A 26,073-nucleotide genomic window follows, 5' to 3' on the forward strand; every position below is an offset into this window, starting at 1 on the left:
CCCAATAGCCGGAGGGTTGAATATGCATGAGAAGCATGACGTTAGAGAAGCGTATGCAAGACAGTTGCTGGAGCGTTATAGCCAATGGCTCGGCAACATAGAAGAAGTCGAGCTTGGCGAGGTTGAAGCGTTATCCCGTGAGGTAGACAGCATGCTGTCGGAACAGGACAGTGCCTTGCATGCGGAACTGCTAAAGCAGATTGTGGAGTTGCGCAATAAGGTAACCGAAATGATGTGGATCTCCGAGCATATGAAGATTTTGCACGATCTCAGCCACATTTTTGCGAAAACGTTTGAGGAAAGCAAAATTTTGTGGAAAGCATTCGAGCTGGTCTCGCGCGTAATGCGTGCAGATGCTTTCTTTATCGCCTTTTATGATGAAGGCGACAGTGAGATCAAAATTCCGATCAGCATCGATAACGGGGTCAATTATGGTCCGCTCACCATTCCCTATGGGCAAGCGATGGTGTCCAAAGTGATTGATACAAGGGAAACCATCCACATCAAGACGATGAAGAACGAGCCAAGCGAACCAGAAATGATCCGCTGGGGAAGCCCGGAAATTGATACGAATACATGCATTTTCGTTCCACTCATGCTGGGGAATCAGATCAAAGGCGTTATTTCTGCCCAGTCTTATCGCGAGTTTGCTTATAAAAAAGAGCACGAGGAACTACTGAAAATCATTGGTTTTCAGGTAGCAAGTGCTATCGAAACGGCGCGTTTATATGAGCGAATGTACCAGATGTCGTTTCAGGATGAGCTGACAGGGATTGCGAACTATCGTGCTTTCCATCGTGATTTGGAAAAGCTGCTGGGTGAAGAGGATGCGTCTGTCTCTTTGATCATGCTGGATTCAGACAGCTTAAAAACGGTAAACGACCATTATGGTCATCATGCAGGGGACGCACTGATTAAACAAATTGCCGAAGCGATGAAAGAAGTGGCGGGACCAGAGGATACTGCGTATCGTTATGCGGGAGACGAGTTCATGCTGCTCTGCCCCGGATCGTCGATGGAGATGGCGGAGGAAAAAGCGCATGCCATTCGGGAATATTTGCGCTTGCGCCCGTTAACACAGGACGATTGCTGCATCTTGATAGCGGTCAGTGTTGGCATCGCGCGCTACCCTCAAGACGCAAACACGGCAGATGGCTTGAAGCGGGCAGCAGATGAGGCACTGTACCGCTCCAAGCGCAAAGGGAAAAACTGTACGACCGTGTATGCAGCCGGCTAAGCTTTCTGCCGACGCATGGCGAAAAGAAACGTCAAAACTGGCGAGATCCACAGGTAGATGACGTAAGGCAAGTATTCCACTGTAGATACATGCAAGGTAGCGGTAAAGAATGCACCACTTACCCCCCATGGAATGAGTGGGTTGACGAGTGTCCCGCAGTCTTCGAGAGTACGAGACAGTCGTCTGCCCGCCATTCCGCGAGCTGTGAATGCTTCACGAAACATCTGCCCAGGGAGCAGGATGGACAAATATTGTTCTCCTGTCAGCAGATTCACGAGAATAGAAGAAGATCCGGCTAGTCCGACCATTTCAGCGTCCCGTTTGATTCGATTGATGAATCCGGAAAAGAGTGCATGAAACACACCGCTGTATTGCAGGATGCCGCCTAAAGACAAGGCAATCAAAATCAAGGCGAGGGACCAGGTCATCGACAACAGTCCACCGCGGTCTACAATCGATGCAACGGCTTCATTGGCGATATTGCTGGTGAAGCCTTTTTGCATGACAGTCATCCATTCGACCGGAGAGGTAACTCCTTCGGAAAGAGCAGCTGTGACAATCCCGCTCAAAATCCCGAATACCAATGTAGGCAAGATAGGTTTTCGCAGCGCTGAGCATAACAGGACGACGAATGCAGGCAGCAGCGATAAGAGGCTAAGCGAGAAGTTTTGTTCCAAAGCAAGCTGGATTTCTTGAATGGCGTCAAGATTCACGCTGGCGCTTTGTCCTTGAATTCCGAAAAAAATCGCGGTAATGACAAGGGCAGGAACGGCAGTGCGTGACATGAACTTGACGTGCTCCGACAAGGAGACGCCCGCAATGGCTGCTGCAAAGTTGGTCGTGTCGGAGAGCGGCGACATTTTATCCCCAAAGCAAGCTCCACAAATAATGGCTCCAGCTGTAATCAACGGATCAAGTCCGAGTGCAGTGGAGACCCCCATCATAGCGACCCCTACCGTACTAACCGTGGTAAAAGAGCTTCCTGTAACAGTCGAGACGATCACCGTCAGAAACAGGGCGGAGAGTGTGAAGTACTCCGGTGAGATGAGCGAAATGCCGAGGTGCAGAATCATCGGAACGGTCCCACTCATCATCCACACCCCGATCAAAATGCCGATCAAGGAAAGAATCAGCATGGGGGCGATCGCGGTTTGAATTCCTTTGATCAAGCCCTCCTCCATTTGCTTCCACGGAACGCCGAACAGGAAGAGAAGAGTGGCAGCTCCTATGGTTGCGAGGAAGAGCGGCATATGCGGCTCAACTTTTCCCCAGAAAAGGGCAGGAAACAAGATTCCGAATACGGTGACAAGCACCCAAATACTTTGTGAAAAAGATAATGGCTTGTTCATAATGGCAACTCCTTGTTAAATCAGCCTGAAAGCAGTGAGAAGGCACATTTTACTTTCGCACTTTTGTGCTTTCTTGCTTTTTTGCTTTTGTGCGTTCAAGTGTTAGTGGTACTTTATCCTGAATTACTTGTTTCGTCAACGAAATCGGGTGAATTCGGAATCGTAAAATAATTCAAGGCAGTGGGCGGACTTTTTGTGCGCTTTTTATAATAAGAACTAATTTAAAATTATTATAAAAAGATATTGACTTTAAAATTTTATCGAGTAGAATGATAATTGTTCCTAGTTGATAATAATTACAATTTGATAATAAGGAAAGGGGGAGCCGTTCATGTATGATGTCATCATCATCGGGGGAGGACCAGCTGGTGCTTCCGCTGCCATTTATACAGCTCGTGGAAATCTAAAGACGCTCGTCATCGATAAGGCACCCGGAACAGGGGCGCTTGCCCTGACACATAAAATTGCCAACTACCCAGGGGTTGAAGGCGAGATGACTGGGAAAGAACTGTTGGATAAAATGCGCAGACAAGCGGAGGGCTTCGGTGCAGAATTCATCCAGACTACGATTTCTGCGGTAGACGTAGAGGATGAGGATAAAAGCATCTTCACGGCTCATGGTACTTTCCAAGCGAAGGCCGTGATCGTAGCGACTGGTTCCAAAGGGCGTAACCGTATGCTTCCAGGAGAAGAGCAATTGCTCGGACGAGGCGTGAGCACATGTGCGACATGCGACGGAGCTTTTTATGAAGGCAAGCATGTGGCGGTAATCGGTGATACGGAGGAAGCATTGGAAGAAGCACATGCACTGACCAAATTTACGGACAAGATCACCTTCTTGGTGCCGCGCGCTGATCTCCAAGGGGTAGATGGACTACCCGAACTGCCGAATACGGAAATGCGTTTCCGTACGCGCCCATTGGAAATAGTGGGAGAAAAAGCGGTCGAAGGGTTGCGCATTCGCACGGCAGAAGGGACGGAAGAAATGCTATCCGTAGACGGGGTCTTCGTCTTCCTGTCTGGCAGCAAGCCGGGTACCAGTTTCTTGGATGGACAGGTTCCCCTCGATGAGGAAGGCTTTATGATTCTAGATGAGTTCATGCAGTCTTCTGTTCCAGGCGTATTTGGAGCGGGAGAGGTGCGCAAAACACCTGTGAAGCAAGCAGTAGTCGCTGCGGCAGACGGTGCCATTGCGGCTATGGCTGTAGACAAATACATCAACAAGCGTTCAAAAGTTGTCCCCCAATACAAATAGAAGAACAGGAGAGAAACAAACATGGCACAAGCAATCGTATACTCCAGCACAAATTGCAACTTCTGCAAGGAATTAAAGAAGTATTTGACAGAACAAAACATTTCTTTTGAAGAACGCAACATCGATGAAAAGGAAGAGTACGGTCAGGAGCTGAGCCGTTTAGGCGTGATGTCTGTTCCCTTGACAGTCATTGGTGAAAAGCAAATTTTGGGCTTCAACCCGACACGTATCAAAAAAGCACTGGCAGCATTGGAAGAAGCTGCGAAGTAATTTTCATTAGATAACATATAAAAGGAGAGATTTATCATGACAACAATGACAACCCAGCAAACTGTACAACTTCAAGTAGGAAAACCAGCACCTGACTTTAACATGCTCACGACCAAAAACCTTGAGACACTGGAAGAACGTGTGTCGCTGGCTGATTACAAAGGAAAATGGCTGATTTTATTCTTCTGGCCGTTCGACTTCACATTCGTTTGCCCGACAGAGGTTACTTCGTTTAGTGACAACATGGAAGAGTTCGAAGATTTGGATTGCGAAGTGCTGGGGGTATCCACGGATAGCGTACATACGCACCGGGCATGGATCAAAACACCTCGGGATGAAAACGGCATCGGTGAAGTAAACTTCCCGCTTGCGAGCGACTTCAAAAAAGAGACGGCACGAGCTTATGGCGTCCTGGACGAAGAGACCGGTGCAGCTCACCGTGGCTTGTTCATCATAGATCCAGACGGCATTCTGCGCTACCAAGTAGTTACGGACATGAACGTAGGCCGCAGCGTGACAGAAACAACTCGTATTTTGCAAGCTCTGCAGGCTGGCGGTCTGTGCCCGGCGAACTGGAAGCCAGGTCAGAAGACGCTGTAATCAAAGAAAAAGCATTGCTTCTATTAATATAGAAGAAAGACAATCCCACCCATCTATTGCAGACCGGAGGGATTGTCTTTTTTTATGGAAGGAACGAGGAGGGATGGAGCTAACTTTGATGATTCCATGCCTCTGAAAGCAGTTCGTTGTTGATGCTCATTCCAGCGGCAGAACCTAGAGCAGCAGCAGTTATCACTTGGTATTGTGTAGTAGCTGCATCGCCTGCACTGTAGACACCCGGTACACTCGTTTTCCCAAAGCTGTCGACGATGACCGTTCCTGCTTCCGTTACCTGGCACCCTAATGCTTGCGGCAACTCAGATCCAGCCGCGAGTTTTGGAGCAAAAAAGATCCCCTTGCACGAAATGCTATCGCCATCTGCAAGGTCAACGCGCTGTACCATCCCATCGACAGATACAATTCGCTCAATCGGGGAGTCATAGACAGGAACGCGATGCTGCAACAGCTCCAACCTTTGTTCTTCTGTGAATCCATCTGGTCCATTGGTGCAGATGGTGTATTGTTTGGTCCAACCAGACAGCATTTTTGCCAAATGCAATGCCTTTTCCCCGTTGGCGATCAAGACGAGTGGCTGGTCGCGTAATTCCCATCCATCGCAATAAGGGCAGACAAAAGCGCTTTTTCCATACACTTCTGCCAATCCGTTAACAGGTAGAGGAAGATCCTTCATTCCCACTGCGAACAGCAGCTTTTTGCTTTGATAAGTCGTTCCCTGTGCAGTCGTAATGAGGAAATTTCCATCTTGTCCCGTTATCGTTACAGCTGTATCCTCCACGAAACGGACGGAGGGGTAGGCGCTGATTTGCTCTCTTGCAATGCGACGAAATTCGCCCGGAGTGATGCCGTCTCTCGTAAGAAAGCCATGTGACTCACGTGTAACCCGATTGCGTGGACGGCCTTCATCGATAACGACGACGCTTTTTCTTGCCCTGCCAAGTGCGAGAGCGGCACTCATACCTGCTGGTCCGCCGCCAATAATCCCTACATCGATAAGTTGATTCATGTTTGTATACCACCTTTGCAGATTCTTTATATCTGTAATAAAAGTAAAATAACTATTATAGACCTGTAATATCTATTATAAACGAACCTTCCCAGGAATCAAGCCGAGAAACACTTTGTGTTCTTTTTGTAAATAATCCTTTATATCGGAAAAATCCAGCGCCTTTCAAATAGTAGCAACCTACCATTTTTACGAGCCAAAAGGAAAAAAAAGGAAGGAGTAAATGTACCTAGTTGACAAAAAATGTGGGCCAGAAGACCGTCCCGGTTGCAGGACTTCCCTCCAAAAAACGTAGGACGATGGAGGTGAATCTGTCCCAACATTACATTTTCATGACAAATCTGAAAAAGACACAATAGTGAATTTTGTCTATGGGAACGATTTGCTCCCTATGTTTACAATGACTGTGACGTGGCAACATATCGGAGGTTGACGAGAAATGGAGCCAACAAAAAAGAGAAGATGGCGCTGGATGAGCCTGACCATGCTGATCGTGGTGGGGGCAAGTGCTTTCTGGTGGTTTTGGGCAGCAGATCGTGTCGAAAGCATGGAGACGAATACAGGTGCTCAATTAAAATTTCGCGCAAATGGCGAGCTGTTCGAAGTCTATCAGAATCAGAAATGGCAGCCCTTTTTTGCGAAAGGCGTCAATCTGGGGGCATCGCTACCGGGTCATTATCCGGGTGAGCTTCCCATAACAAGAGAGGATTACATGCGCTGGTTCGCAATGATCGACGAGATGGGAGCGAACGTCATTCGTGTGTATACCATCCATTCTCCTGTCTTTTATGAAGCGCTGGTCGATTACAATCGGCGAAAAGAAGGGGACCCTCTCTATTTGATGCAGGGCATTTGGAGTCCAGAGGAGCTGTTGATTGAAAAGAAAGACGCCTATTTGCCAGAGATTCGCGAGGAGTTTCGACAGGAAATCAAGGATGCAGTCGGCGCTGTCTACGGGGGTATCACCCTGCCAGAAAAACCGGGAAAGGCAAGTGGTACATACCGTGCCAATGCGGGCAAATACTTGATCGGCTGGCACACAGGGACCGAGTGGGACCCCGTGATGGTACGAAACACCAACCGCCTGCATCAAAAAGTTACTCCCTATCAAGGGAAGTACTTCCACGCGACACCGAGTGCAACCGCTTTTGAGACATGGATTGCTGAAATGGTAGATACGGTGGCAATGGAAGAGAGCAAATACGGTTGGCAGCATCCGATGACCTTCACCAATTGGGTGACTACAGATCCCTTATCGCATCCGGGAGAGCCGGTCCATCATGAAGATTTGGTCAGTGTCGATCCTACCCATATAGAGCCAGCGCAGTGGGAGGCAGGCTACTTCGCTTCCTATCACGTGTACCCGTATTATCCGGATTTCTTCCGTTACGACACTACCCTGCAACAGTTGAAGAACGATGCAGGGCAAATCGATACGTACAAAGCGTATTTACGACAACTGAAGCAGTATCACAAAAACATGCCGATCATGGTGACAGAATTCGGGGTCCCAGCATCGGTGGGAGTCGCCCATCTGGGCAATTTGGGGCGCAATCAGGGTGGTCATTCAGAAAAGCAGCAGGGAGAGATCGACGCCGAGCTTTTGCAGGAAATCCATCAGGAAGGGTATTCGGGAGCAATCGTATTCGTGTGGCAGGACGAGTGGTTCAAAAAAACGTGGAACACGATGCGCTTTGAGTTGCCGGAAGATCGACGCTCCCTGTGGATCAACGTGTTGACCAACGAGTCTCTGTTCGGAGTCCTCGGGATGTACCCGAACAAAGAAGGCGTGCTGACCATCGATGGGAATCGCACGGATTGGGATCAGCTCGTGCCGGAAGAGAAGCAACGCCTCGATGTTCAAGTCCCGGGCGTCGACGAAATCTGGATGACACATGATGAAGGGTACGTCTATTTTCTTGCTCAATTGAAGGAAGACTTTGACCCGGCAAAACAACAGCTCTATATGGGTATTGATACGCTTCCTGGCGGGAACAGGCATGCGGCTCAGCTTCCTGGTCTGACGCTGGATGAGGGGCTAGAGACGTTGATCGCGTTGGGAAAAGCAGACGAGAGCCAGATTCAAATCGCCGCCAATTACGACTTTCATGCACGCTTATACGGAAAACGCTACGGCATGCTTGCCATCAAGGAAGAGGAGAAAAAAGACAATTCCGGGATTTTCAAGCCGTGGAAGCTAGCTGTTAGCCTGGAGATGGAGCCGCCAGACAGCAAGAAGTACTATCCGTTGGAGGAAGTCGAGGTCGGCAAGCTAATCCGGGGAACGACAGATGCCGCAGACCCGCAGTACGACTCACGAACCGCCTGGCAAGCGAAGGGCAAAGTGGTAGAGCTGAGAGTACCGTGGATGCTGCTTGGATTTACAGACCCGAGCTCCTTGTCCGTCATGAGCTATGAAGATGACGGCAAAAGCTTCACGACGAAGAAGACGAAAGGCATTCGCATCCTGCCGCTCCTGGTGGATACAGCGACCAAACAAATCGTCGGACAAAAGGCTTATGCAGTGACGAAGCTCCCGATGTATTCATGGCAAGGCTGGGAGCAAGTCGGCTATCACGAACGCAAAAAACAGAGCTATTCCATACTAAAAAAAGCATTCCATGAGATTGAGGCTCCGGTGAAGATCGGGACTCAGCCTTGATTGGATAGGAGAGTGGCAAACGTGCAAACACCATTGGCGACGGCAATTGTTTTTCTGTACGCGCTATGTGGATTGACAGTATTAGGCTTGCTTGTCTTGTTCGCACTGAAGCTGCGCAACATTTCGGTGGAGAAACAGACCATGCGTTGTCTGGAAAAATATCGCGACTACTTCGTTTACCTGCAAGCACACGGGGAAGAAGACGAGCGCTTGCAAGTGCCTTATGGCGATGTGACGCAAAAAGAAAAGCAAATCATTCAGAAAAAGCTGTTTGAGCTGATGGAGCGAGTCACAGGCATTCATCGGGACAAGCTGATCTGGCTCTGCGAGGATATGGGACTCGTAGAGCTGGACATGCAAAGACTAAATGGCTGGTGGAAATGGACGAGGGTGGATGCCGCCTACAATTTGGGAATCATGCGCTCCAAGCTCGCTGTACCTGCACTACTCACCCTCCTGCAAAAAAACACGAATGACACCAGTGTTTTTATCATTGCGCGCTCCGTCGCCAAATGTGCACGCAACACAGAAGATTTGCGGGAAATGGTGACCCGGGTTGTCGGAGCGAAGAAAAATGTCCACCAGCTTATCGTGGACATCATCAGTGATGCGCAGGTGGATACAGCACCGCTTTTCGCACAGTTTTTACAAGAATCCGATGCTGAACTGGTCAAAATCGGACTGATTGGCTACGCGGTGCATGCCCAGCCTGGCATTGAGCCTGCGCTATACCAGCTCATTCAATCGCCTGACAAGGAAGTCCGAATTAAGGCAGTCAAGCTCATGAGTCGGGATATCCGCTATATGAATGAGCAGACAGTCACGGATTTTATGAACCACAAAGATTGGGAAATTCGGGCAATGGCAGCGAAAGCAATTGGCTCACTGAAATTGCATTCGTACATCCCCTCACTGAAAAAAGCGGTGGGCGATGCGAACTGGTGGGTTCGCCATCACAGTGCGCGCAGTCTGGCGCAGCTAGAGGTCGAAGGCTTTGCTGCCCTGTGTGAAATTTTGCAGGAAGAGAGAAACAGTCATAAGAGTGAGATGGCTCATCAAGTGATCCAGGAGGAGCTGGAAAAAGAGAAGCTGGTTCTACAGCGTGCGACAGCAACAACGACAGAGAAGCTCGTGCAATACAACGAAAAGCTGCATCTGTACCGCAAGTCGTACCGCAAAACGATCTCCACGGTTCAGGCACTGGAAAGATAGAGCGAAAGGAGGCTGCCATGAGAGAATTTCTACTTTACTACGGAGTATTTGCGGTCTATTACGTGATCGCGATCAACTCTTTGTACTTCATCATCATGCTGTTCTCGTTCAAGAGCATCATGGGAATCTTAAAAAGCTCCATCTATTCGAGATTCCAGACACTTTCAGGCTCTGAGCACGTTCCGCCGATTTCGATTCTCGTGCCTGCATACAACGAAGAGCTGACGATTATTGAAAACGTAAGGTCGCTCTTGTCCTTGAACTATCCGCGCTACGAGGTGCTTGTGGTCAACGATGGATCGAAGGATGCTACCTTGCAGGTCTTGATTGACGAGTTTTCACTGGTTTATTCCGAGCACATGCCGGTGCAGCCGCTTCTGCATACGTCGAAGATCAGGGGAGTCTACCACAATCCGGCTTTTCCGAATCTGTACTTGATTGACAAAGAGAACGGAGGAAAAGCTGACTCGCTCAATGCGGGGATCAATCTCTCCCACTATCCGTTGATCGCTTCTATCGATGCAGATTCCTTGCTGGAAAAAGACGCGCTGATTCGCATTGCGAAGGTGTATATGGAAAACCCGGATGAAACCGTAGCTATCGGCGGAGATATTCGTATTGCCAACGGCTGCAAGATCGAAGACGGTGTCGTGAAAGACATTCGTTTGCCAGACAAGTTTTTGCCGATGATGCAATCCGTCGAATACCTCAAGGCGTTTCTCGGGGGACGAATCGGCTGGAGCGCAATCAACGGATTGATTATCGTCTCAGGTGCGTTCGGTGTTTTTCGCAAGGATTACATCATCAAGGTAGGCGGCTATCGCGAGGGGTATCCGGGTGAAGACATGAACATCATCATCAAGCTGCACAAGTACATGCTTGAAAACAAGCTGCCGTACCGAGTGGCATTTTGTCCCGATGCGGTCTGCTGGACGCAAGCGCCGGATACGCTCAAAATCTTGGGCAGTCAACGCCGCAGATGGGGTCGAGGCAATCTGAAAAACATGATTGAGTACGGCAGATACATGGCGTTTCGCCCCAAGTACAAGCTGTTCGGGATGCTCACGCTACCGTTCAATATCTTGTTTGAAACCCTGAATCCGTACTTCCGTATCACGGGTCTATTGGCCCTCATCGGTTATACCTTGTTGGATATGACCAACGGCTACGTCCTCTTACTCTACGGCTTGCTCAATGTGCTGTATGGCATGCTGCTTGGCATTGGCTCCTTATTGCTGGAGGAAATCGCGTTTCGACGGTATCCGCGTTTTCGGGACATCGTCAAAATGCTTTTCTATACGATTCTGATGTTCTTCGGCTATCGGCAAATCGGCGTCATCTGGAGATTCCTCGGTCATATTGAATATTTGCGCAACAACAACTCCTGGGGAACGATGACGCGGACGAGCTGGCAGACGAAGAGCAGCGAAAACATTTCAAGTTTGGAGGCTAGATCATGAGTAATCTCGTACCTGTTTTTTACGAGCATCTGAACAAGATGGAAGAGAAACATTTGGCGTGTGGGGTTATTCTGGCGGCTTGCAAAACCCTCACGAAAGAGTCAATGGAGCTGATCAAGCAAGAACTGGGCACCAGTTCAGGAGACGGCTCCGAGATTGCTTTGCACTACGCGTATGACAAAAACAAGCAGATCTTCGGAATACTGCTGGAAGGACAGAAGCTTTCGAACACCCATTTCTATGCTTTGCGTGTCAAAGACTATTTGCAAGAGCACAAACTGCTAGCAGGCAGCCTTTTGATTGCAAGTTTTCCCGAAAGCTCTCGCTCGTCCGGTCAAATGCTGATGCGGATGATCCAAGAGATGAGAGAGCCAGGCGCTCATGGGGAAATCAAGATTTACGAGCAGAATCCCGCTCAAAAAGAGGGGCCGGCAAGTATTTTGCTGGTTAACCATGATGAGACTGTCAACGAGTTTTTGAGCATCTACTTTCAGCGCAAAGGGTATCTCGTTACGGTAGCCAATGACGGGATGGATGGCATGGAAAAATATCAGGAGGTCGCCCCTGATCTCGTGATTACCGACCTGAATCTCCCTATCCTCAATGGATACCAGCTCATGGAAAAAATCAAGGATATCAGCGCTTCTATCAGCAAGATTATGGTGCTCACAGACAAACGTCTGGAAGAAGATGTGCAAAAATCATTTGCGATGGGAGCATCTGACTACATTACCAAACCATTCTCCCCGGTAGAACTGGAAGCCAGGGTGAAAAGGCTAATTTCATAATTTTAGAAAGAGAAAGGGAGAGAGACGAGGATGGCGAGATACGAGGAACTGCAACAGAAGATTCAACGAAAGACAGCGAGAGTGGGTGTCATTGGGCTTGGGTATGTAGGGCTGCCGCTGGCGGTAGAGACGATCAAGAGTGGTTATACCGTAATCGGAATCGATCTGCATGGCGGAAAAATTGAGAGCCTGAAAAGAGGAGAATCTTACGTCCAGGATGTTTCTAATGAGACCTTGCAGGAATGCCTCGCGACCAATCGCTTTTTTCCGACGACTGATTATAGCGTAATCGAGGAGCTGGATGCGATCAGCATTTGCGTTCCGACTCCACTCAGTCCCAATCAGGACCCGGACACCTCTTACATTACAAACGTTGTTGAGCAAATCAAGCGATTCATGAAAAGAGGAATGCTCATTACGCTGGAGAGCACAACCTATCCGGGAACAACGGAGGAGCTGATCCAGCGCGAATTTGAAAAGCTGGGCTATCGGGCTGGCGTCGACTTTTTCCTCTGCTACTCGCCGGAGAGGGTCGATCCGGGCAATCGCAAATACAGTACGTACAATACGCCAAAGGTGATCGGCGGGACGACAGAACGCTGCATGGAGCTAGGCACACTCTTGTATGGCAGTCTGGTCAAAACCGTCGTACCGGTCTCCTCGCCAAAAGTGGCGGAGATGTCCAAGCTTTTGGAAAACACCTTCCGCAGCGTCAATATTGCTTTCATGAATGAGATGGCAATGATGTGCGACAGAATGGGCATCAATGTTTGGGAAGTAATCAAGGCCGCATCGACCAAGCCTTTCGGGTTCATGCCGTTTTACCCGGGACCCGGAATCGGTGGGCATTGCATACCGCTCGATCCGATGTATTTGTCGTGGAAGGCCAAGGGCTTTCGTTTTCACAGCCAATTTATTGAGATCGCCCAATCGATTAACGACAACATGCCGGACTATGTCCGAAACAAGACAGCACAGGTGCTCAATATTTACGCCAAAGCGATCAACAGCTCGCGCATCTTGATTCTCGGCATGGCCTACAAGCCGGAAGTAGATGATCTACGTGAATCACCGGGTCTGGAGATTTACGAGCTGTTCACTAATAGTGGAGCAACGGTTGACTATTACGACCCGTATGCGCAGAGTTTTGTGAATAAAAAAGGCGAGATCGTCCATTCCATCGCCAATGACTACGAGGCGTTCAAGACATACGATTGCATGGTGCTCATTACGAATCACCAATGCTTTGCCTATCAGGAGCTGGCGGATTTGGGAGTGGCCATTATCGACACACGAAATGCATTTGAGGGCATCACGAATCCGAATGTGTATCGCATCGGAACCTCCGTCGCAATCAGGCAGGAGAAAGAAGTCGTCAGCTTGCTCGCATAATACAAAGTCCGAACAGTATACGCAACAAGGGAGGAACCGAAGATATGTGCGGAATTATGGGATATATCGGGAACAGGGAAGCGCAGCCGATCCTAATCAATGGGCTGCGAAAGCTGGAATACAGAGGCTACGATTCAGCAGGCATTGCGATTTGTGATGGAGCAACCATCGGCATTCGCAAGGCAAAAGGCAGAATTGATGTACTGGAGAGCCAAACCCAAAAGTCCGGCTTGCAAGGCTCCATCGGCATTGGTCATACGCGCTGGGCGACACACGGGCGACCTTCTGATGAAAACTCTCATCCTCATTTTGATCAATCCGGCAAGTTCTCGATCGTGCATAACGGCATTATCGAAAACTATCTGGATCTCAAGCAGGAGTTGATCGAAAAAGGCGTGACGTTTACCTCGGAGACAGATACAGAGGTCATCGTGCACCTTTTGGCGCAGGAATACGACAATAGCCTGGTTGCGGCAGTGCAGAAGGTCGCTGGCAAAATTCGCGGAGCATTTGCCCTCGGCGTGATGACGGAGCATGAACCTGACAAGCTGATTGCAGTACGCATGGCGAGCCCGTTGATTATCGGGGTAGGAGAGAATGAGAATTTCATCGGTTCTGATATCCCGGCGATCCTGGAGCACACGCGTGATGTGTACGTTCTGGAAGACGGAGACCTGGCGATTTTGACCAAAGATTCTGTTCACGTCATGCGTCTGGATACGACGGAGCCAATCGAGCGTGAGCTGGTGCGGATTGAGTGGGACAAGGAACAAGCGGAAAAAGACGGCTTTGCTCACTATATGCAAAAGGAAATTTACGAGCAGCCGCGTGCCCTGCGCAACACAATGACGGGTCGAATCGATGCTGCCCAGCAAAAGGTTATTTTTCCTACTCTTCAATTATCGGAAGCGGATGCCAAGCGTGTGGAGAAAATCTACATTGTCGCATGCGGTACCGCTTATCATGCGGGCTTGATCGGCAAGCATGTGATCGAGCGACTGGCACAGATTCCGGTAGAAGTAGACGTAGCGTCGGAGTTTCGTTACCGTCGCCCACTTTTTCAGTCCAATACGCTTACGATTGCCGTCAGCCAATCAGGGGAGACAGCAGATACACTGGCAGCCATGCGTGAAGCCAAACGAAACGGCTCGGCAGTGCTCGCTATTACGAATGTAGTCGGAAGCTCGATTGCCCGTGATGCTGATGACGTAATTACGACAAATGCTGGTCCGGAAATCGCGGTTGCTTCGACGAAGGCATATACCTCGCAGCTGGTTGCGTTTTACTTGCTCGGGATCTATTTGGCGCAAGCGAAGGGAACACTGGATATTGGCACCCGTGCCTCACTGCTTGACCAACTGACTGCGCTCCCTGATCAAGTCGAGCATATTCTCGCGCATGCAGATGAGATTCGTCATTTCGCTGAGTCGATCAAGGACGAGCAGCATCTGTTTTTCATCGGACGAGGACTCGATCATGCAGTATCGATGGAAGGCTCACTCAAACTGAAGGAAATCTCGTATATTCACTCGGAGGCGTATGCGGCAGGGGAGCTGAAGCACGGCACGCTGGCGCTGATTGAAGAGGGAACGAGAGTCATTGCCTTGGCTACACAGGATGAGCTGCATGAGAAAATGATCAGCAATATTACAGAAGTGAAAGCCCGTGGAGCAAAGGTTCTCGGTATTACTTTAGATGGACATGTAGAGCTGCATCGCTCGGTTGATGATGTATGCCTGATTCCGCAGACAGATGCCTTGTTTACACCGGTGTTAGGCGTTATCCCCCTCCAGCTCATTTCCTATTACACTTCGGTTGCGCTCGGCAATGACGTAGATCGTCCACGGAATTTGGCCAAAAGTGTAACAGTTGAGTAAACACGAACGTCAGTCGTATTAAGGCTAGAGAGTAATAGGAAAAAGGGGGAAAGATGAATGAACACCTCGAAGCGGACGTTGAATCAGGAGAAATTACTGGAGATTATGCTTCAGGCCTATCAGCTGGGCGTGCAGAGGAAAGACATTAATTTGAGCATGATGATTGACACACTGACCTATGAATTGAAACCATACTTCGATCAGCAAATCCAACAGGGTCAGCTTGCAAATGGGGAGCTGACCAAGACGGAGGCGATAGGATGAACATACATGCAGTAGTACTCGCAGCAGGAAAAGGAACCAGAATGAAGTCTTCGCTCTACAAGGTCATGCATCCAATCTGCGGGAAGCCGATGATTGAGCATGTCGTAGAGACATTGGAGGCCTTGTCGCTTCGCCACTTGGTCGTCGTTGTCGGTCACGGAGCCGAAGTAGTCAAAGAGCAGCTGAAAAACCGCGTTCAGTATGCGTATCAATCGGAACAACTGGGAACAGCTCATGCTGTTTGGATGAGCCACGAAATTCTCGGGGCGCAGGATGGTGTTACGATTGTAATGAATGGCGATACACCTCTCGTACAAGAACAGACGCTGCGAAGTTTGCTCGAGTATCACCAGCTCAAACAAGCGGCAGCCACGGTTTTGACCTCCATTGTGGACGAGCCTACAGGCTATGGCAGGATCATTCGCGACGAGAACGGCGATGTCCGTAAAATTATCGAGGAAAAAGACGCGACCTTGGGCCAAAAAAAGGTGAACGAGATTAGCACCGGAATCTTTTGCTTTGACAATCAAAAGCTGTTTTCGATGCTGCCGATGGTCTCAAATGAAAACGCGCAAGGGGAGTTTTACTTGCCAGACGTTCTGGGGCTTTTGCAAGAGCAAGGTCATTTGGTAGCGGCGTTTGCAACGGATGATCCAGAAGAAGGCAATGGCGTCAATGATCGTGTGCAGCTCGCAGATTTGGAACAACTGATGCGCAAGCGAATCAACGATTTCCATATGCGAAACGGAGTTACGATGATAGACCCGAGCTCGACATACATCGATTCGGACGTAATGATCGGCCGCGATACGGTGCTCTATCCGGGAACCTGCCTACTTGGCGACACACAGATTGGTGAAGGCTGCCAAATAGGGCCGTACGCGCTGGTCAAAAACAAGAGCATCGAGGATTACACGAGAATTCAGCCCTTTTCAGCGGTTGATGGCAGTACGTTTGGTGAGCGGGCTTTTGCTGGAGTGGGAGCGACGACACAACAGTACGGTATCGACCAGCGCTGATGCAGGTACTTCGTCGATATAGCTGGCTTTGGATAGCACTGCTCCTTGTGACAGTGGCTTCGATCATCATGCTGTCGTTGGCAAACACCCGCTCTCCGCTGACAAAAGCAACCTGGATATGGGATGCCAAGCAAATGGAGACCCAAACCGATGAAATGATCGAGTTTGCCGAGAAAAACGACATCAACCTGATCTATCTTCACGTCGAACCAGCAGCAGTTGCGCCTAAGACGTACCGTACCTTCATTGAAAAAGCCAATCAGGCAGGCATCAAGGTAGAGGCGCTTGGCGGTGACCCAAATTGGGCGTTAACAGCGAATCGACAGAGCATCAACGATCTCATCTCCTGGGTGAAGGCGTTCAATCGCAGTGCCAAGCCAGATGAACGATTCGCGGGGATTCACGTCGATATCGAGCCGTATTTGTTGCCTGCATGGAAGGAAGACCAGGCGGAAATCGTCCAGCAATGGCTGAAAAATGTCAGCTATCTGGTAGCGGAGACAAAGAAGGATACTGATCTCGCTGTCGGTGCCGACTTGCCTTTTTGGATCGACTCCGTAAACGTTCCTGACAGTGATGAGAAAGTGAGCAACTGGATGGTGCAGCGTCTCGACAGTATTACGTTAATGGCCTACCGCAATCAGGCTCTTGGGCAAAATGGGATCGTCGAAATCGTAGAAAAAATCGTCGATGATGCCAATGAACGCAAAAAAGGGTCGGTCATCGTAGGCGTCAACATCATGGAAACGATGGAAGGCGCGCATGTGAGCTTTTTTGAAGAAGGCACAAAAGAGATGAACAATCAGTTGGCCATTTTACAGGAGGAGCTGTCAAACAATCCGGCGTTTGCAGGAAGTGCGATCCATGATTACGAGAGCTGGAAGCACGCAAGTCAACGAGAGGAGCAACTTTGACGAATGAAAGCTGCGCGCATCTATTTGAGTGTACTCTGCCTGACAGTCGGCTTTCTGTTCGGCTTTTCCCCCGCGGAGAAGAAGAGTAAAGCAACATGGATCTGGCAATCCGAAATGATCGGGAGAGAGAAACAAGAGATTCTCGATTTCTGCAAAAGTAACGATATTCATCTCGTCTACTTGCGAATCGAGATGAACAAGCCCTATGAATACTACCGCGATTTTATCCGCGAAGCAACAGAGATGGGGATCGAGGTTCATGCGGTAGCCGGTCATCCGGCGTGGGCGCTCAAAAGCAATGAAAAGCGGATGATGAACATCGTCCACTGGGTAAAAAGCTACAACCGTGAAGCACAGAAGGATGAGCGTATTCGCGGGATTCAGTTAGACATCGAGCCGTATCTCCTGCCGTTTTGGGATACCGATCAGAAGCGGATTATCGGTGAATGGCAAGCCAATGTACAGGCGTTCACAGCCGAGGTGTCAAAAGATGAGGATTTGGTTGCCAGCGCAGCCATTCCATTTTGGCTGGACGATATTCCTGTTCCGGGACAAAAAGAGATGTCTCTGTCCAAATGGATGATCAGCCAGTTTGATACGGTATGTATCATGGCGTATCGGGACACCCTTTCCGGTCAAAACGGCATCCTGAATTTAATTGATCAGGAAATGAAGGAAGCGGATGAATTAGAGAAGCGTGTCTTGGTTGCTGTGAATATTAAGCCACTGGATGAAGACCACGCTTCTTTTGCAGAGGAAGGCCCGGCTCTTATGAAACAGCAATTAGAGCAATTGCCTGCACATTTGGCACACCATCCGTCCTTCTCTGGAGTCGCGATCCACGATTATCGCTATTGGAAGGAGGCGGCTCCACTGCCCCCGATAACGAAGCAGCGTTATAAAGGCACCTACATATGGCGTGCAGAATTGATAGGCACGGAAAAGGAGGAAATTCTCTCCTTTGCGGAACAAAACGGGGTGAATCTCCTCTATGTTCGTCTGGATTTAGAGCAACCGACTTCCTATTATCGCGATTTCGTCAGAGAGGCTCGTGAAGCGGGGATCGAGGTTCATGCGATGGGCGGCCATCCGATTTGGGCTCTGTCTGAAAGTCGGAGCAAGATCATGAAGCTCGTGAATTGGGTGAAAGCCTACAATGAGGCTGTCTCGACAGACGAGCAGTTTCACGGCATTCACTTAGACATTGAGCCGTATGTCCTTCCTGTCTGGCGCGAGGATAAAGAGGAAGTTTTACGTCAATGGATGGGCAACATCGAAGCTTTTGTCGAGGAGACCAAGAAAGAAACTTCCCTGGAAGCAAGCGTCGATCTCGCCGCGTGGCTGGACAAGACACCTACTCCGGGTCAGCCTGAATTGCCCTTTTCGCATTGGATGATCGAGCAGCTTGATCATACGACCTTGATGGCCTTTCGCGATCGCGCTCCTGGGATCATTGGCTTGGTTGAAAATCAGATGAAGTACGCAGAGAGTCTCCAGAAAAAGCTGGTCGTCGCCGTGGAGACAAAAGAGAGCCACGAAGGGAAAGGAATCACCTTTCACGATGAAGGCATGGGCGAAATGGATCGGCAGCTGGATCTGGTGACAAAAGCGCTGGATCGATACTCCTCTTATTGGGGGCTCGCGATTCATGCCTATGACTACTGGAAAAACGGGAAAGAGTAGCCTGCATCGTGCACCATTGTTGTACAATAGAAGAAAACGAGTGTCGGAAAGAGGAGAACAAGTCATGCGAGATGTGCAAAAACGACATCGCAATCTCCCGCAGCGTACACCAGAGATGTTGTACAACGTGGTGCGCAAATTTTACCGCGGAGCTGTCAGTCATTTTGACTTGATTCAGGAGAAAAAGCAGGAAGCACGGGCGGCCTTGGAAACTGGTGACCACGACAAAATCCGTGCAGCCGTACACACGTTATTTTTGGAGTTCCATTTTTATGTGACCTGCTGGCTCCAGATTGAGCTTGCCCTGTATCGGCTGGCGCGTCAGGATGAACGCCTTGCGCAAGTGATGGAAAGATACCGACCATCGTTGGAAAAGCATGTAGCGGTACGGCAACTGCTGGATCAAACGGAGGCTTGTGTGGAGGCGCAGTTTCAACCAATCGGAGATGGATGGTCCTGCGTGCAGAAGGATGCTTACGTGTTTGGCAGTATCATTTTTACAGTGGATGAAGAGAGTCTGCGAGATTTGCACGCCGTGTATCAGGCGATTTGGGAAAATGTAGATTGCTGAACCACCGATAATAAAAAGCGTGACCGTCGCGATGGATGGTCACGCTTTTCTCATTTAGAAAGTGCCAGGGAAGATTGATCCTGTATGTGGAGCAACCTGACCTGGAGCGTTCAATTGGCGCACCTCTTGTACATTCGTGCCAGCAAAACCTGGAGTGAAGACAGATTGTGCGCCCATGCCGATTGTATTAGCAAAAGCCTGCTGTTGCGGTTGAGGCTGCTGTGCTTGCAGACCGAATCCGGTGTTGTTCAATTGGCGTACTTCTTGAACATTGGTTCCGGCAAAGCCCGGGGAAAAGATGCTGCCAGCGTTTCCGGCTTGGTTCACAAATCCAGGTTGTCCAGCGAAGCCAGTTTGACCTGCGAAGCCAGTTTGACCCGCGAAGCTGTTATAGCCAGCTTGATTTCGCGCCTGAACCTCTTGAACATTAGTTCCAGCAAAGCCAGGAGAAAAGACCGCGTTCGCTCCACCAAAAGCTGGTTGATACGATGGCTGCGCTGGGATGTACTGGGATGCCTGATTTTGACCAAAACCAAATTGTTGCTGTTGTACTGGATAGCTAGCATTTTGTTGTCTTACTTCTTGTACATTGGTATTCGCAAAGCCTGGGGAAAAGATGGATTGGGCACCACCGACTCCGCCACTGAAGGATGCAGCAGATGAAGGCGTTCCGAGCGATTGTGCATGGCCGCCTTGGTTCCAATATTGTACTTCTTGTACGTTGGTTCCGGCGAAGCCTGGTTGGAACATCGAACCTGCAGGGCCTACTGCTCCAAAAAATTGCGGTTGTTGCTGGGATTGCATCATATTGTTATTTGTGTAGGTCATGGTTAAGACCACCTCCATGGATTATTTTTTCCAAGCTCGATTTTGTCATGCATCCGATAACGAAAAAAACATGCCGGAGTCAAAACGGCATGTTCCTTTAAAGCAAAACGTGAGACTTGCCTCATTGTTCAGTGCTACCCGCACGTACAGCCAGCATGCCGATTCACCTTTTGCGGTAGCGTTTATCTACAACCAGGAAGGATTGACCCATTATAAGTCAACAGCTTGGGGGTCAATCGCGTCAGCCAGTCGTTCGTTGGGTGATGCGCCGTTCCCCTTCCTGACGGGCAAATCGCACGAAGGTCGTCTGTGAATCAAAGTGCTGCTCGACTCCTTTATCCTGCGGCACTCCCTCGCTTGCCTGGCAAGTGGGAGACATGTTGTGCGTAGTGGATCAAATTTGATAGCGATAATCGTCGAATCGATGGTTCATCGAATTTCTCCGGCTTTGCATTTGCTTCAAAGAGCCATAGCTTTCCTTCTTCTGTCAAGCCAAGGTCCATCGACATCTCAGCCAAATCCGTCCATTCTTCATTTAATGATCGTGCGATAGCGAGCGCTGTATCGTGAATGTGTCTTTCCATTTGCTCGTGATGATTATGAAACAAGGCTTGCATAACGGTTGATAACGAGTGGATTGAGCCGCCGCGTGGCACATGAGTGGTGATGCTTTGCGAGCCGGACCTTCTGATGCCAACCCCGGTTACACTCCACTCGCCCTCGCCATCTTTCTGTACGAGGACGCGCACATCAAAAGGTTTGCCGTTGTAACGGGCACGACGGATACCTTGCTGCATGATGTACTTTTGCTGTTTGACATGAAGTCTAATATGCTTCCATACTTCATTCAAGTTGGAAAAGCGTCGAGTAATGGCCTTATGCTCCTTTAACCGTTGCAGGAACCACTTATCGTTTTTGAAATCAATGCGCATAATTCCCTGACCAGCTCTACCGCGCACAGGTTTCAAGTAGACAAAGCGATGTTCTGTGCAAAAGCTTCGAAAGCGAGCCAAGGTGTCCAGCTGTTTCGTCTCCGGTAGAAAGGCTTGCACTTCCAGGTGGGACTCAAGCATCGTAAACAGCTGCTGCTTGTCAAAAAAGCCGCGATTAAACAATGTGACATTTGGCATCTCATGTATGCGGTTCAATGCTCTTCGGACTTCAGGTCGCCGTTCTGCTTTTCTCGTCGGAATTCGATTGTAAACCACATGGGGGAAAGGCAGAATCACCTCTTGCCACGAGTTTAGACGATTGTTGTACAAATAGCCGCGCACCTTTTTCTTCTCCCAATTGATTCCTTGTGGAGTGAACACATAGACGAGTGCACCCCATTGCTTTCCCGATTGAGAAATATCCTTGAAGTTCTCTCGGTTTCCTAAAAATGCTGCCCCTTCACCAACAGTCAATATGCCAAATAATGGGCCAAGCTTCAGGGAGTCGTCCGCCATTTTCCAGTTAATGCGTGTACGAATGCGGCTTGCTTGCACGCGGGGTAAACCAGCGTATATCCGTTTCGTATGAGAAAAGGGACCAAGACTGGCGACCAGTGGCTTTGGCGAGCGTTTAAGGACTAGCCGAGGTAACTGTACGAACCATCTACCGCTAGGGAGGATCGTCAGCCACCCGGAGCGCTGCTGAAGCATGGTGTTCCTCCTTCCTGAAAAACGGTACAGATCGCGTGTGACTAGAAATTGGCCAAGTAACAGCTATAATCGACGAGCAGCTTGCGTGATTCTTGATCAGCCTGCCTGAGACGGGCGTGCTTGAAAATAGAACGGCCAGGCTTGGAATTCGCTTCGAACATCCAGACATGACCTTGCGTATCAATCCCCATGTCCAGCCCCAATTCGCCTAAATCGATTCCTTTTGCCAGTTCAATCGCGGTAGCGAGTCGGATCGAGGCATCGGAAATTCGCTGGGTCATGAGGGCTTTTTGTTTGCCAAACAGGTGTTGTAACAGGTCATCGCCGGGGATGACAGTTCCACCAGTGCGTACGTGGGTAGTTACGCTGCCAGAACCAGCAACCTTGGCTGCCGTGCAGGAGACGACCCACTCATTTTGCTGATTTTTATGCAAGTGAACACGGAAATCAAACGGTCGTCCATGGAAGGTCATGAGCGAAATGCCCTGTTGTGCCAGATACGCACTGACCCGGCGACTACGGAAGACATGCTGATAAAGGCTGGACAGCTTGGAAAATTGTCTTTTGACATTGCCGCTGCCTGTATGATAAGAGGCAGTAAAGCCACCGCCGGCCTGGCGAACAACTTTGACAATTCCGTACCCGAGACTTCCATTTTTGGGCTTCAAATAAACGATAGGGTATTTACGAAGCAAGTTTCGAACTGTTGTAAGGGACGGAGAGGTGTAAGTCTCCGGGATATGCTCATTCACTTCTGGATTCGGGTACAGCAGTTGGTGCACGCCCCATTTGTTAAAAAAGCCCTGATTGAACATCGGTAAATTGGGGTAGCTGGCGAGTCGATACTTGAATTCCTGAACGGCTTCATGTTTTTCTGCCGAACGAGAGGGAATGCGATCATAGACGACGTCGGGCATAGCGGTAACATGCTTTTTCCAAAAGTATCCACCTGACTTGTTTCTACGCAAAAACCACGCTTTGACCGTATTGGATTCCCAGTCCACATCGTTTGGGGAAAATATATAGTAGAAAACGCCTTTCCCTTCTTGTGCCTGTAACAAATTGTAAAAAAACGAGGTGCGAGAGCCAATTGGTTGCTTGGGATCTCGTCTGATGCCAGTCGTAACGATCCCGATGGAAGGACCGATCCGGAGTGCGGAGCCCTCTAGTTTGAGCTGGATCAAGCCAGGATGAGGAATGCCCAGCTCCGTTTGCAAGAGCGTTGTCACTTTCATGACGTTCGTATCCGGATTGCGTTTATCTTGTAAGACAGTTGCGACTACTTCCTTTTTACCCAGTAAGACTTTAATTTTTTGGCGTTGCCGTAGCTGTAGCTGTTGGAAGAGAGTAGCTGGCAGGATAATCCCACTGATACGTGGGTTGGAAAGGAAGCGAAGCCGCATTCTGAACGTTTCCATGCTTTAACCTCCTACACGCTCTTTCATGAGATAGTGGGCGTAGCGAACAGGCTGAGTAATCGAATGCAGTTGCGCAGTCGGGTCGTCAATCATGCGAAAAACAGTTCGCCCTGGTCTGCTGTTTACCTCGATGATCCAAACATTACCTGCGGTGTCGATGCCAATATCGATTCCCAGCTCAACGAGTCTGCCGTGTGACTCTTCCAAAAAACGGGGAAGTTCTTCCGCCACTCGGTTGATTGTTTGCTCGATGCGTGCCGCTTTTGCGGATGTGAAGTGAAGGGGCAGGAAAGAGGCCAGAGGTGTTGCTTTCCCTCCTCCGTGCAAATTGGAGGTGATACTGCGTTTGTCTCCCAGGCGCACAGCTTTGCCCGTTGTTCCCCATTTACCCAGTCCGTTTTTTTGAACGAGAACACGGACATCGAATGGGGTACCATCCGGGGTATGCAACTCCAAATAGGGCTGTACCAGGAACTTGCGGCCGGCAGTAAAGACTGACACAAAATTTTTTAATCCGGCAGTGTCATGAATTCGCCTGGTGAAAGGTTTATTGTCCCGGTTTCGTCCGGAAGCTTCATAGCCACTGCGCATTTCTTTGATTCTCACGACGCCAATACCGTGAGTTCCCGCCATCGGTTTAATGATGGCTGCCCCGTATTTTTCCAAGGTTGCATGAAGCACAGGATATGAGAATATTTCAGTAGGTGGTAGCAGCGGGGCGAGGAGAGGGGACTTAACGAGCATCTGGTGCACCTGCCATTTTCCAGACAGACCATGCCCCAAAAACGTAATGTTGCGATCGTTTTGCAACTTTTCCACAAATGGTTTATAGTGGCGATAAGATGGGCCCACAAAGCAACGATCATAGATAAAGGCGGGGATTGGGAAGTCTTTCGCGTGCCAGGACCCATTGCGATATTCGAAGCCTTTTACCATACGCGTGGAAAAGTTAACCTGACGTGGTGAAAAAACGAAGACGCGAATACCGTGCTTGCGTCCATAGAGCGTAAGCTTTTTGTAGTACCCTTTGTCTACAAAGTGGGAGCCTTGGCACCGGGCCATGATGCCAAGACTTCTCTCGGATGCTGTCATGTAGGTCACCTTCGCCTGTTATTGTTGCGTTTCGGTTTTCTTTTTATCGTCTTTTGTGGTTGAATGGTCCGGGGAAAACCACTTAGAAAGGCGGAATAATCCAGCATGCGAACGACAGAAGGGCGAGCACGCCGAGGCAGCTCTTCGGCACCCTCAGGCAGCGGAACAGTTTTGGCTGACTTGGATGGCTTGCTGTTGACCTCCAATAGCCACACCCGTCCATGGACGTCGACTCCCAGGTCAATTCCGAATTCTGCGTAATGCCCAGGCAGTGATTCTTCCAAAAGGATTGCGAGCTTCAGTGCTACGGCGTGTAACGTTTGGGGAGAAGGTCGAATCGCACTCGCCCGAGGTCCACATACTCGCAGCGCCTGAAGGGGAGTCATCATCTGTCCGCCTCTGGATATATTGGAAACAATGCGGTTTACTCCCAGGCGAGCTACCATGGAAGTGACGGACCATTCGCCTTTTCGGTCTTTTTGCACCAATACACGAAAATCTGTCGGTCGTCCTTGGATGCCGATTAACGGTAACCCTTGCTGCAGCAAATAGGATGTGCCTTTTGTCCTTTTTTGCAAATACTGATGTAAGCCCTGAATGCTAGCAAATGATTTGCGCAATCCTCCTGGGAACGCGAGCTGGTATCCCTCGGGCGAACTGCGAACTCGAATGATCCCGCGCCCCATGCTTCCGTTAGCTGGTTTTGCATAAACGGTGCGATAGGTAGATAGCATTTGCCGCAGGTCTTCCTGTTTCAAATAACGAACCATACTGGGAAGATGTTCGGAGGCTGTCGGTTGATTCTCGAGTGCGGCGTGTACATGCCACTTATTCAAAAAACGCTCGTTAAAAAAGGGAATGGAAGCGTCCTTGCAGCGTTGAACCCAGTTGGCCATCTGTTCGCTTCGTTCGCGTTGGCGGGATATGAGCCGGTTGTAAATGCATTGCGGAAGCGGAAGTAAGGTCTGTCTCCAGACGCCTCCCTTTCTGACGAGGCCACGCACGATTCCTGCATCCCAGTTGACATCCTGAAGCCGAAATGCGCAAAGGATCCCTCCGCGTTTGCGGGTGATATCGGACATCTCATGGAAGAAAGAGTTTAGGTGTCCAAACGGTCCTTGCGAGGACGCTGCATTGTAGCCTGAAACAAGAACACCTACATACGGTCCGAAAACGATTATTTTCTGACTCGCATCATAACGGACTAAGAGAGGAACGCCCCTGGGTAGATAAAGTGATTGAGCTAAAGAGGGTCGAATGAAGGTTTTACCCGAGGCTTTGCCTCCCCGTTCCCAACCGCCTACGCGTGCGGAAACGGTTTTGCTCCCAAATTTGACCGCAATGGTGGATGGTGTTGAAAGATTCCATTTGCGCAAGTGCGCCTGGGGCAGGTAAAGGTCTACTTCCGATATTATCTCGTTTTCGACAACGATTGTTGGAACGTAGGACATGAGTATCCCCTTCCCATCAGGCAAAGTTAGTCTATGGTATGAGCATCCAAAACGTTTGGTGCCA

At 49.5% G+C, this 26,073-nt stretch carries 23 protein-coding genes; 16 read left to right on the forward strand and 7 right to left on the reverse strand.

Going from position 1 to position 26,073, the window contains the following annotated elements; translation table 11 throughout:
- Positions 1 to 22: 22 nt before the first annotated feature.
- Entirely contained in the window at positions 23 to 1,237 is a 1,215-nt protein-coding gene (locus tag HP567_RS09655) for a sensor domain-containing diguanylate cyclase (RefSeq protein WP_173608902.1), read from the forward strand.
- Here HP567_RS09655 and nhaC read toward each other — a convergent pair.
- Entirely contained in the window at positions 1,234 to 2,586 is a 1,353-nt protein-coding gene (gene nhaC, locus HP567_RS09660) for a Na+/H+ antiporter NhaC (RefSeq protein ID WP_173608901.1), read from the reverse strand. The genes HP567_RS09655 and nhaC overlap by 4 nt on opposite strands.
- A gap of 331 nt (positions 2,587 to 2,917) precedes the next feature.
- Between nhaC and HP567_RS09665 the strand changes: the two genes are divergently transcribed.
- Genes HP567_RS09665 through HP567_RS09675 form a run of 3 tightly spaced genes read left to right on the forward strand, consistent with a single transcriptional unit; the run spans position 2,918 to position 4,711 of the window.
- Positions 2,918 to 3,841, forward strand: coding sequence for an NAD(P)/FAD-dependent oxidoreductase (locus HP567_RS09665; RefSeq protein ID WP_173608900.1), 924 nt, complete (start codon positions 2,918 to 2,920; stop codon positions 3,839 to 3,841).
- Between the two features lie 21 nt (positions 3,842 to 3,862).
- Complete coding sequence (locus HP567_RS09670) at positions 3,863 to 4,111, forward strand: glutaredoxin family protein (RefSeq protein WP_173608899.1); 249 nt, start codon at positions 3,863 to 3,865, stop codon at positions 4,109 to 4,111.
- Positions 4,112 to 4,156: 45 nt separating this feature from the next.
- The gene (locus HP567_RS09675; RefSeq protein ID WP_173609140.1) at positions 4,157 to 4,711 is read left to right on the forward strand and encodes a peroxiredoxin; all 555 of its coding nucleotides are present in this window, start codon (positions 4,157 to 4,159) and stop codon (positions 4,709 to 4,711) included.
- A 109-nt stretch (positions 4,712 to 4,820) separates the two neighbouring features.
- Here HP567_RS09675 and HP567_RS09680 read toward each other — a convergent pair whose 3' ends face one another.
- On the reverse strand, positions 4,821 to 5,735 hold the full coding sequence (locus HP567_RS09680) for an NAD(P)/FAD-dependent oxidoreductase (RefSeq protein WP_173608898.1): 915 nt from the start codon (positions 5,733 to 5,735) through the stop codon (positions 4,821 to 4,823).
- Positions 5,736 to 6,174: 439 nt separating this feature from the next.
- On the opposite strand from HP567_RS09680, the gene HP567_RS09685 reads away from it, so the two are divergent.
- From HP567_RS09685 to HP567_RS09735, 11 genes are all read left to right on the forward strand, one after another.
- Positions 6,175 to 8,397 (forward strand): hypothetical protein, encoded by a 2,223-nt coding sequence (locus HP567_RS09685; protein ID WP_173608897.1) that lies wholly within the window; start codon positions 6,175 to 6,177, stop codon positions 8,395 to 8,397.
- Positions 8,398 to 8,418: 21 nt separating this feature from the next.
- On the forward strand, positions 8,419 to 9,609 hold the full coding sequence (locus tag HP567_RS09690; RefSeq protein ID WP_173608896.1) for a HEAT repeat domain-containing protein: 1,191 nt from the start codon (positions 8,419 to 8,421) through the stop codon (positions 9,607 to 9,609).
- Positions 9,610 to 9,626: 17 nt separating this feature from the next.
- Complete coding sequence (locus tag HP567_RS09695; RefSeq protein ID WP_173608895.1) at positions 9,627 to 11,069, forward strand: glycosyltransferase family 2 protein; 1,443 nt, start codon at positions 9,627 to 9,629, stop codon at positions 11,067 to 11,069.
- Positions 11,066 to 11,857 carry a response regulator transcription factor gene (locus tag HP567_RS09700; RefSeq protein WP_173608894.1) on the forward strand — a complete coding sequence of 264 codons (792 nt, stop codon included), beginning with the start codon at positions 11,066 to 11,068 and terminating at the stop codon, positions 11,855 to 11,857. The genes HP567_RS09695 and HP567_RS09700 overlap by 4 nt, the downstream gene beginning before the upstream one ends.
- Before the next feature lie 30 nt (positions 11,858 to 11,887).
- Positions 11,888 to 13,249, forward strand: coding sequence for a nucleotide sugar dehydrogenase (locus HP567_RS09705; protein ID WP_173608893.1), 1,362 nt, complete (start codon positions 11,888 to 11,890; stop codon positions 13,247 to 13,249).
- Positions 13,250 to 13,293: 44 nt separating this feature from the next.
- A complete protein-coding gene (gene glmS / locus HP567_RS09710) occupies positions 13,294 to 15,126 on the forward strand; it encodes a glutamine--fructose-6-phosphate transaminase (isomerizing) (RefSeq protein ID WP_173608892.1) in 1,833 nt (610 codons plus the stop codon).
- A gap of 57 nt (positions 15,127 to 15,183) precedes the next feature.
- On the forward strand, positions 15,184 to 15,390 hold the full coding sequence (locus tag HP567_RS09715) for a hypothetical protein (RefSeq protein ID WP_173608891.1): 207 nt from the start codon (positions 15,184 to 15,186) through the stop codon (positions 15,388 to 15,390).
- Complete coding sequence (gene glmU, locus HP567_RS09720) at positions 15,387 to 16,409, forward strand: bifunctional UDP-N-acetylglucosamine diphosphorylase/glucosamine-1-phosphate N-acetyltransferase GlmU (protein ID WP_173608890.1); 1,023 nt, start codon at positions 15,387 to 15,389, stop codon at positions 16,407 to 16,409. Before HP567_RS09715 ends, glmU begins: the two co-directional genes overlap by 4 nt.
- Before the next feature lie 47 nt (positions 16,410 to 16,456).
- Positions 16,457 to 17,323: a hypothetical protein gene (locus HP567_RS09725; protein WP_229087977.1), complete on the forward strand. Its 867-nt coding sequence runs from the start codon at positions 16,457 to 16,459 to the stop codon at positions 17,321 to 17,323.
- A gap of 3 nt (positions 17,324 to 17,326) precedes the next feature.
- On the forward strand, positions 17,327 to 19,006 hold the full coding sequence (locus HP567_RS09730) for a hypothetical protein (RefSeq protein WP_173608888.1): 1,680 nt from the start codon (positions 17,327 to 17,329) through the stop codon (positions 19,004 to 19,006).
- Positions 19,007 to 19,070: 64 nt separating this feature from the next.
- Positions 19,071 to 19,577, forward strand: coding sequence for a hypothetical protein (locus tag HP567_RS09735; RefSeq protein ID WP_173608887.1), 507 nt, complete (start codon positions 19,071 to 19,073; stop codon positions 19,575 to 19,577).
- A 54-nt stretch (positions 19,578 to 19,631) separates the two neighbouring features.
- Here HP567_RS09735 and HP567_RS09740 read toward each other — a convergent pair whose 3' ends face one another.
- Complete coding sequence (locus tag HP567_RS09740) at positions 19,632 to 20,405, reverse strand: hypothetical protein (protein WP_173608886.1); 774 nt, start codon at positions 20,403 to 20,405, stop codon at positions 19,632 to 19,634.
- 124 nt (positions 20,406 to 20,529) lie between these two features.
- On the opposite strand from HP567_RS09740, the gene HP567_RS09745 reads away from it, so the two are divergent.
- Positions 20,530 to 20,718: a hypothetical protein gene (locus HP567_RS09745; RefSeq protein ID WP_229087978.1), complete on the forward strand. Its 189-nt coding sequence runs from the start codon at positions 20,530 to 20,532 to the stop codon at positions 20,716 to 20,718.
- Positions 20,719 to 20,740: 22 nt separating this feature from the next.
- On the opposite strand, the gene HP567_RS09750 is transcribed toward HP567_RS09745, so the two are convergent.
- Genes HP567_RS09750 through HP567_RS09765 form a run of 4 tightly spaced genes read right to left on the reverse strand, consistent with a single transcriptional unit; the run spans position 20,741 to position 26,009 of the window.
- Positions 20,741 to 22,048, reverse strand: coding sequence for a YheC/YheD family endospore coat-associated protein (locus tag HP567_RS09750; RefSeq protein ID WP_173608884.1), 1,308 nt, complete (start codon positions 22,046 to 22,048; stop codon positions 20,741 to 20,743).
- Positions 22,049 to 22,089: 41 nt separating this feature from the next.
- Positions 22,090 to 23,466 (reverse strand): YheC/YheD family endospore coat-associated protein, encoded by a 1,377-nt coding sequence (locus tag HP567_RS09755; RefSeq protein WP_173608883.1) that lies wholly within the window; start codon positions 23,464 to 23,466, stop codon positions 22,090 to 22,092.
- A 3-nt stretch (positions 23,467 to 23,469) separates the two neighbouring features.
- Positions 23,470 to 24,558, reverse strand: a complete 1,089-nt coding sequence (locus tag HP567_RS09760; RefSeq protein ID WP_173608882.1) for a YheC/YheD family endospore coat-associated protein — start codon at positions 24,556 to 24,558, stop codon at positions 23,470 to 23,472.
- Positions 24,559 to 24,563: 5 nt separating this feature from the next.
- Positions 24,564 to 26,009 (reverse strand): YheC/YheD family endospore coat-associated protein, encoded by a 1,446-nt coding sequence (locus HP567_RS09765; RefSeq protein ID WP_173608881.1) that lies wholly within the window; start codon positions 26,007 to 26,009, stop codon positions 24,564 to 24,566.
- Positions 26,010 to 26,073: the final 64 nt, after the last annotated feature.

The sequence above is a fragment of the Brevibacillus sp. M2.1A genome (assembly GCF_013284355.2).
Lineage (GTDB): Bacteria > Bacillota > Bacilli > Brevibacillales > Brevibacillaceae > Brevibacillus.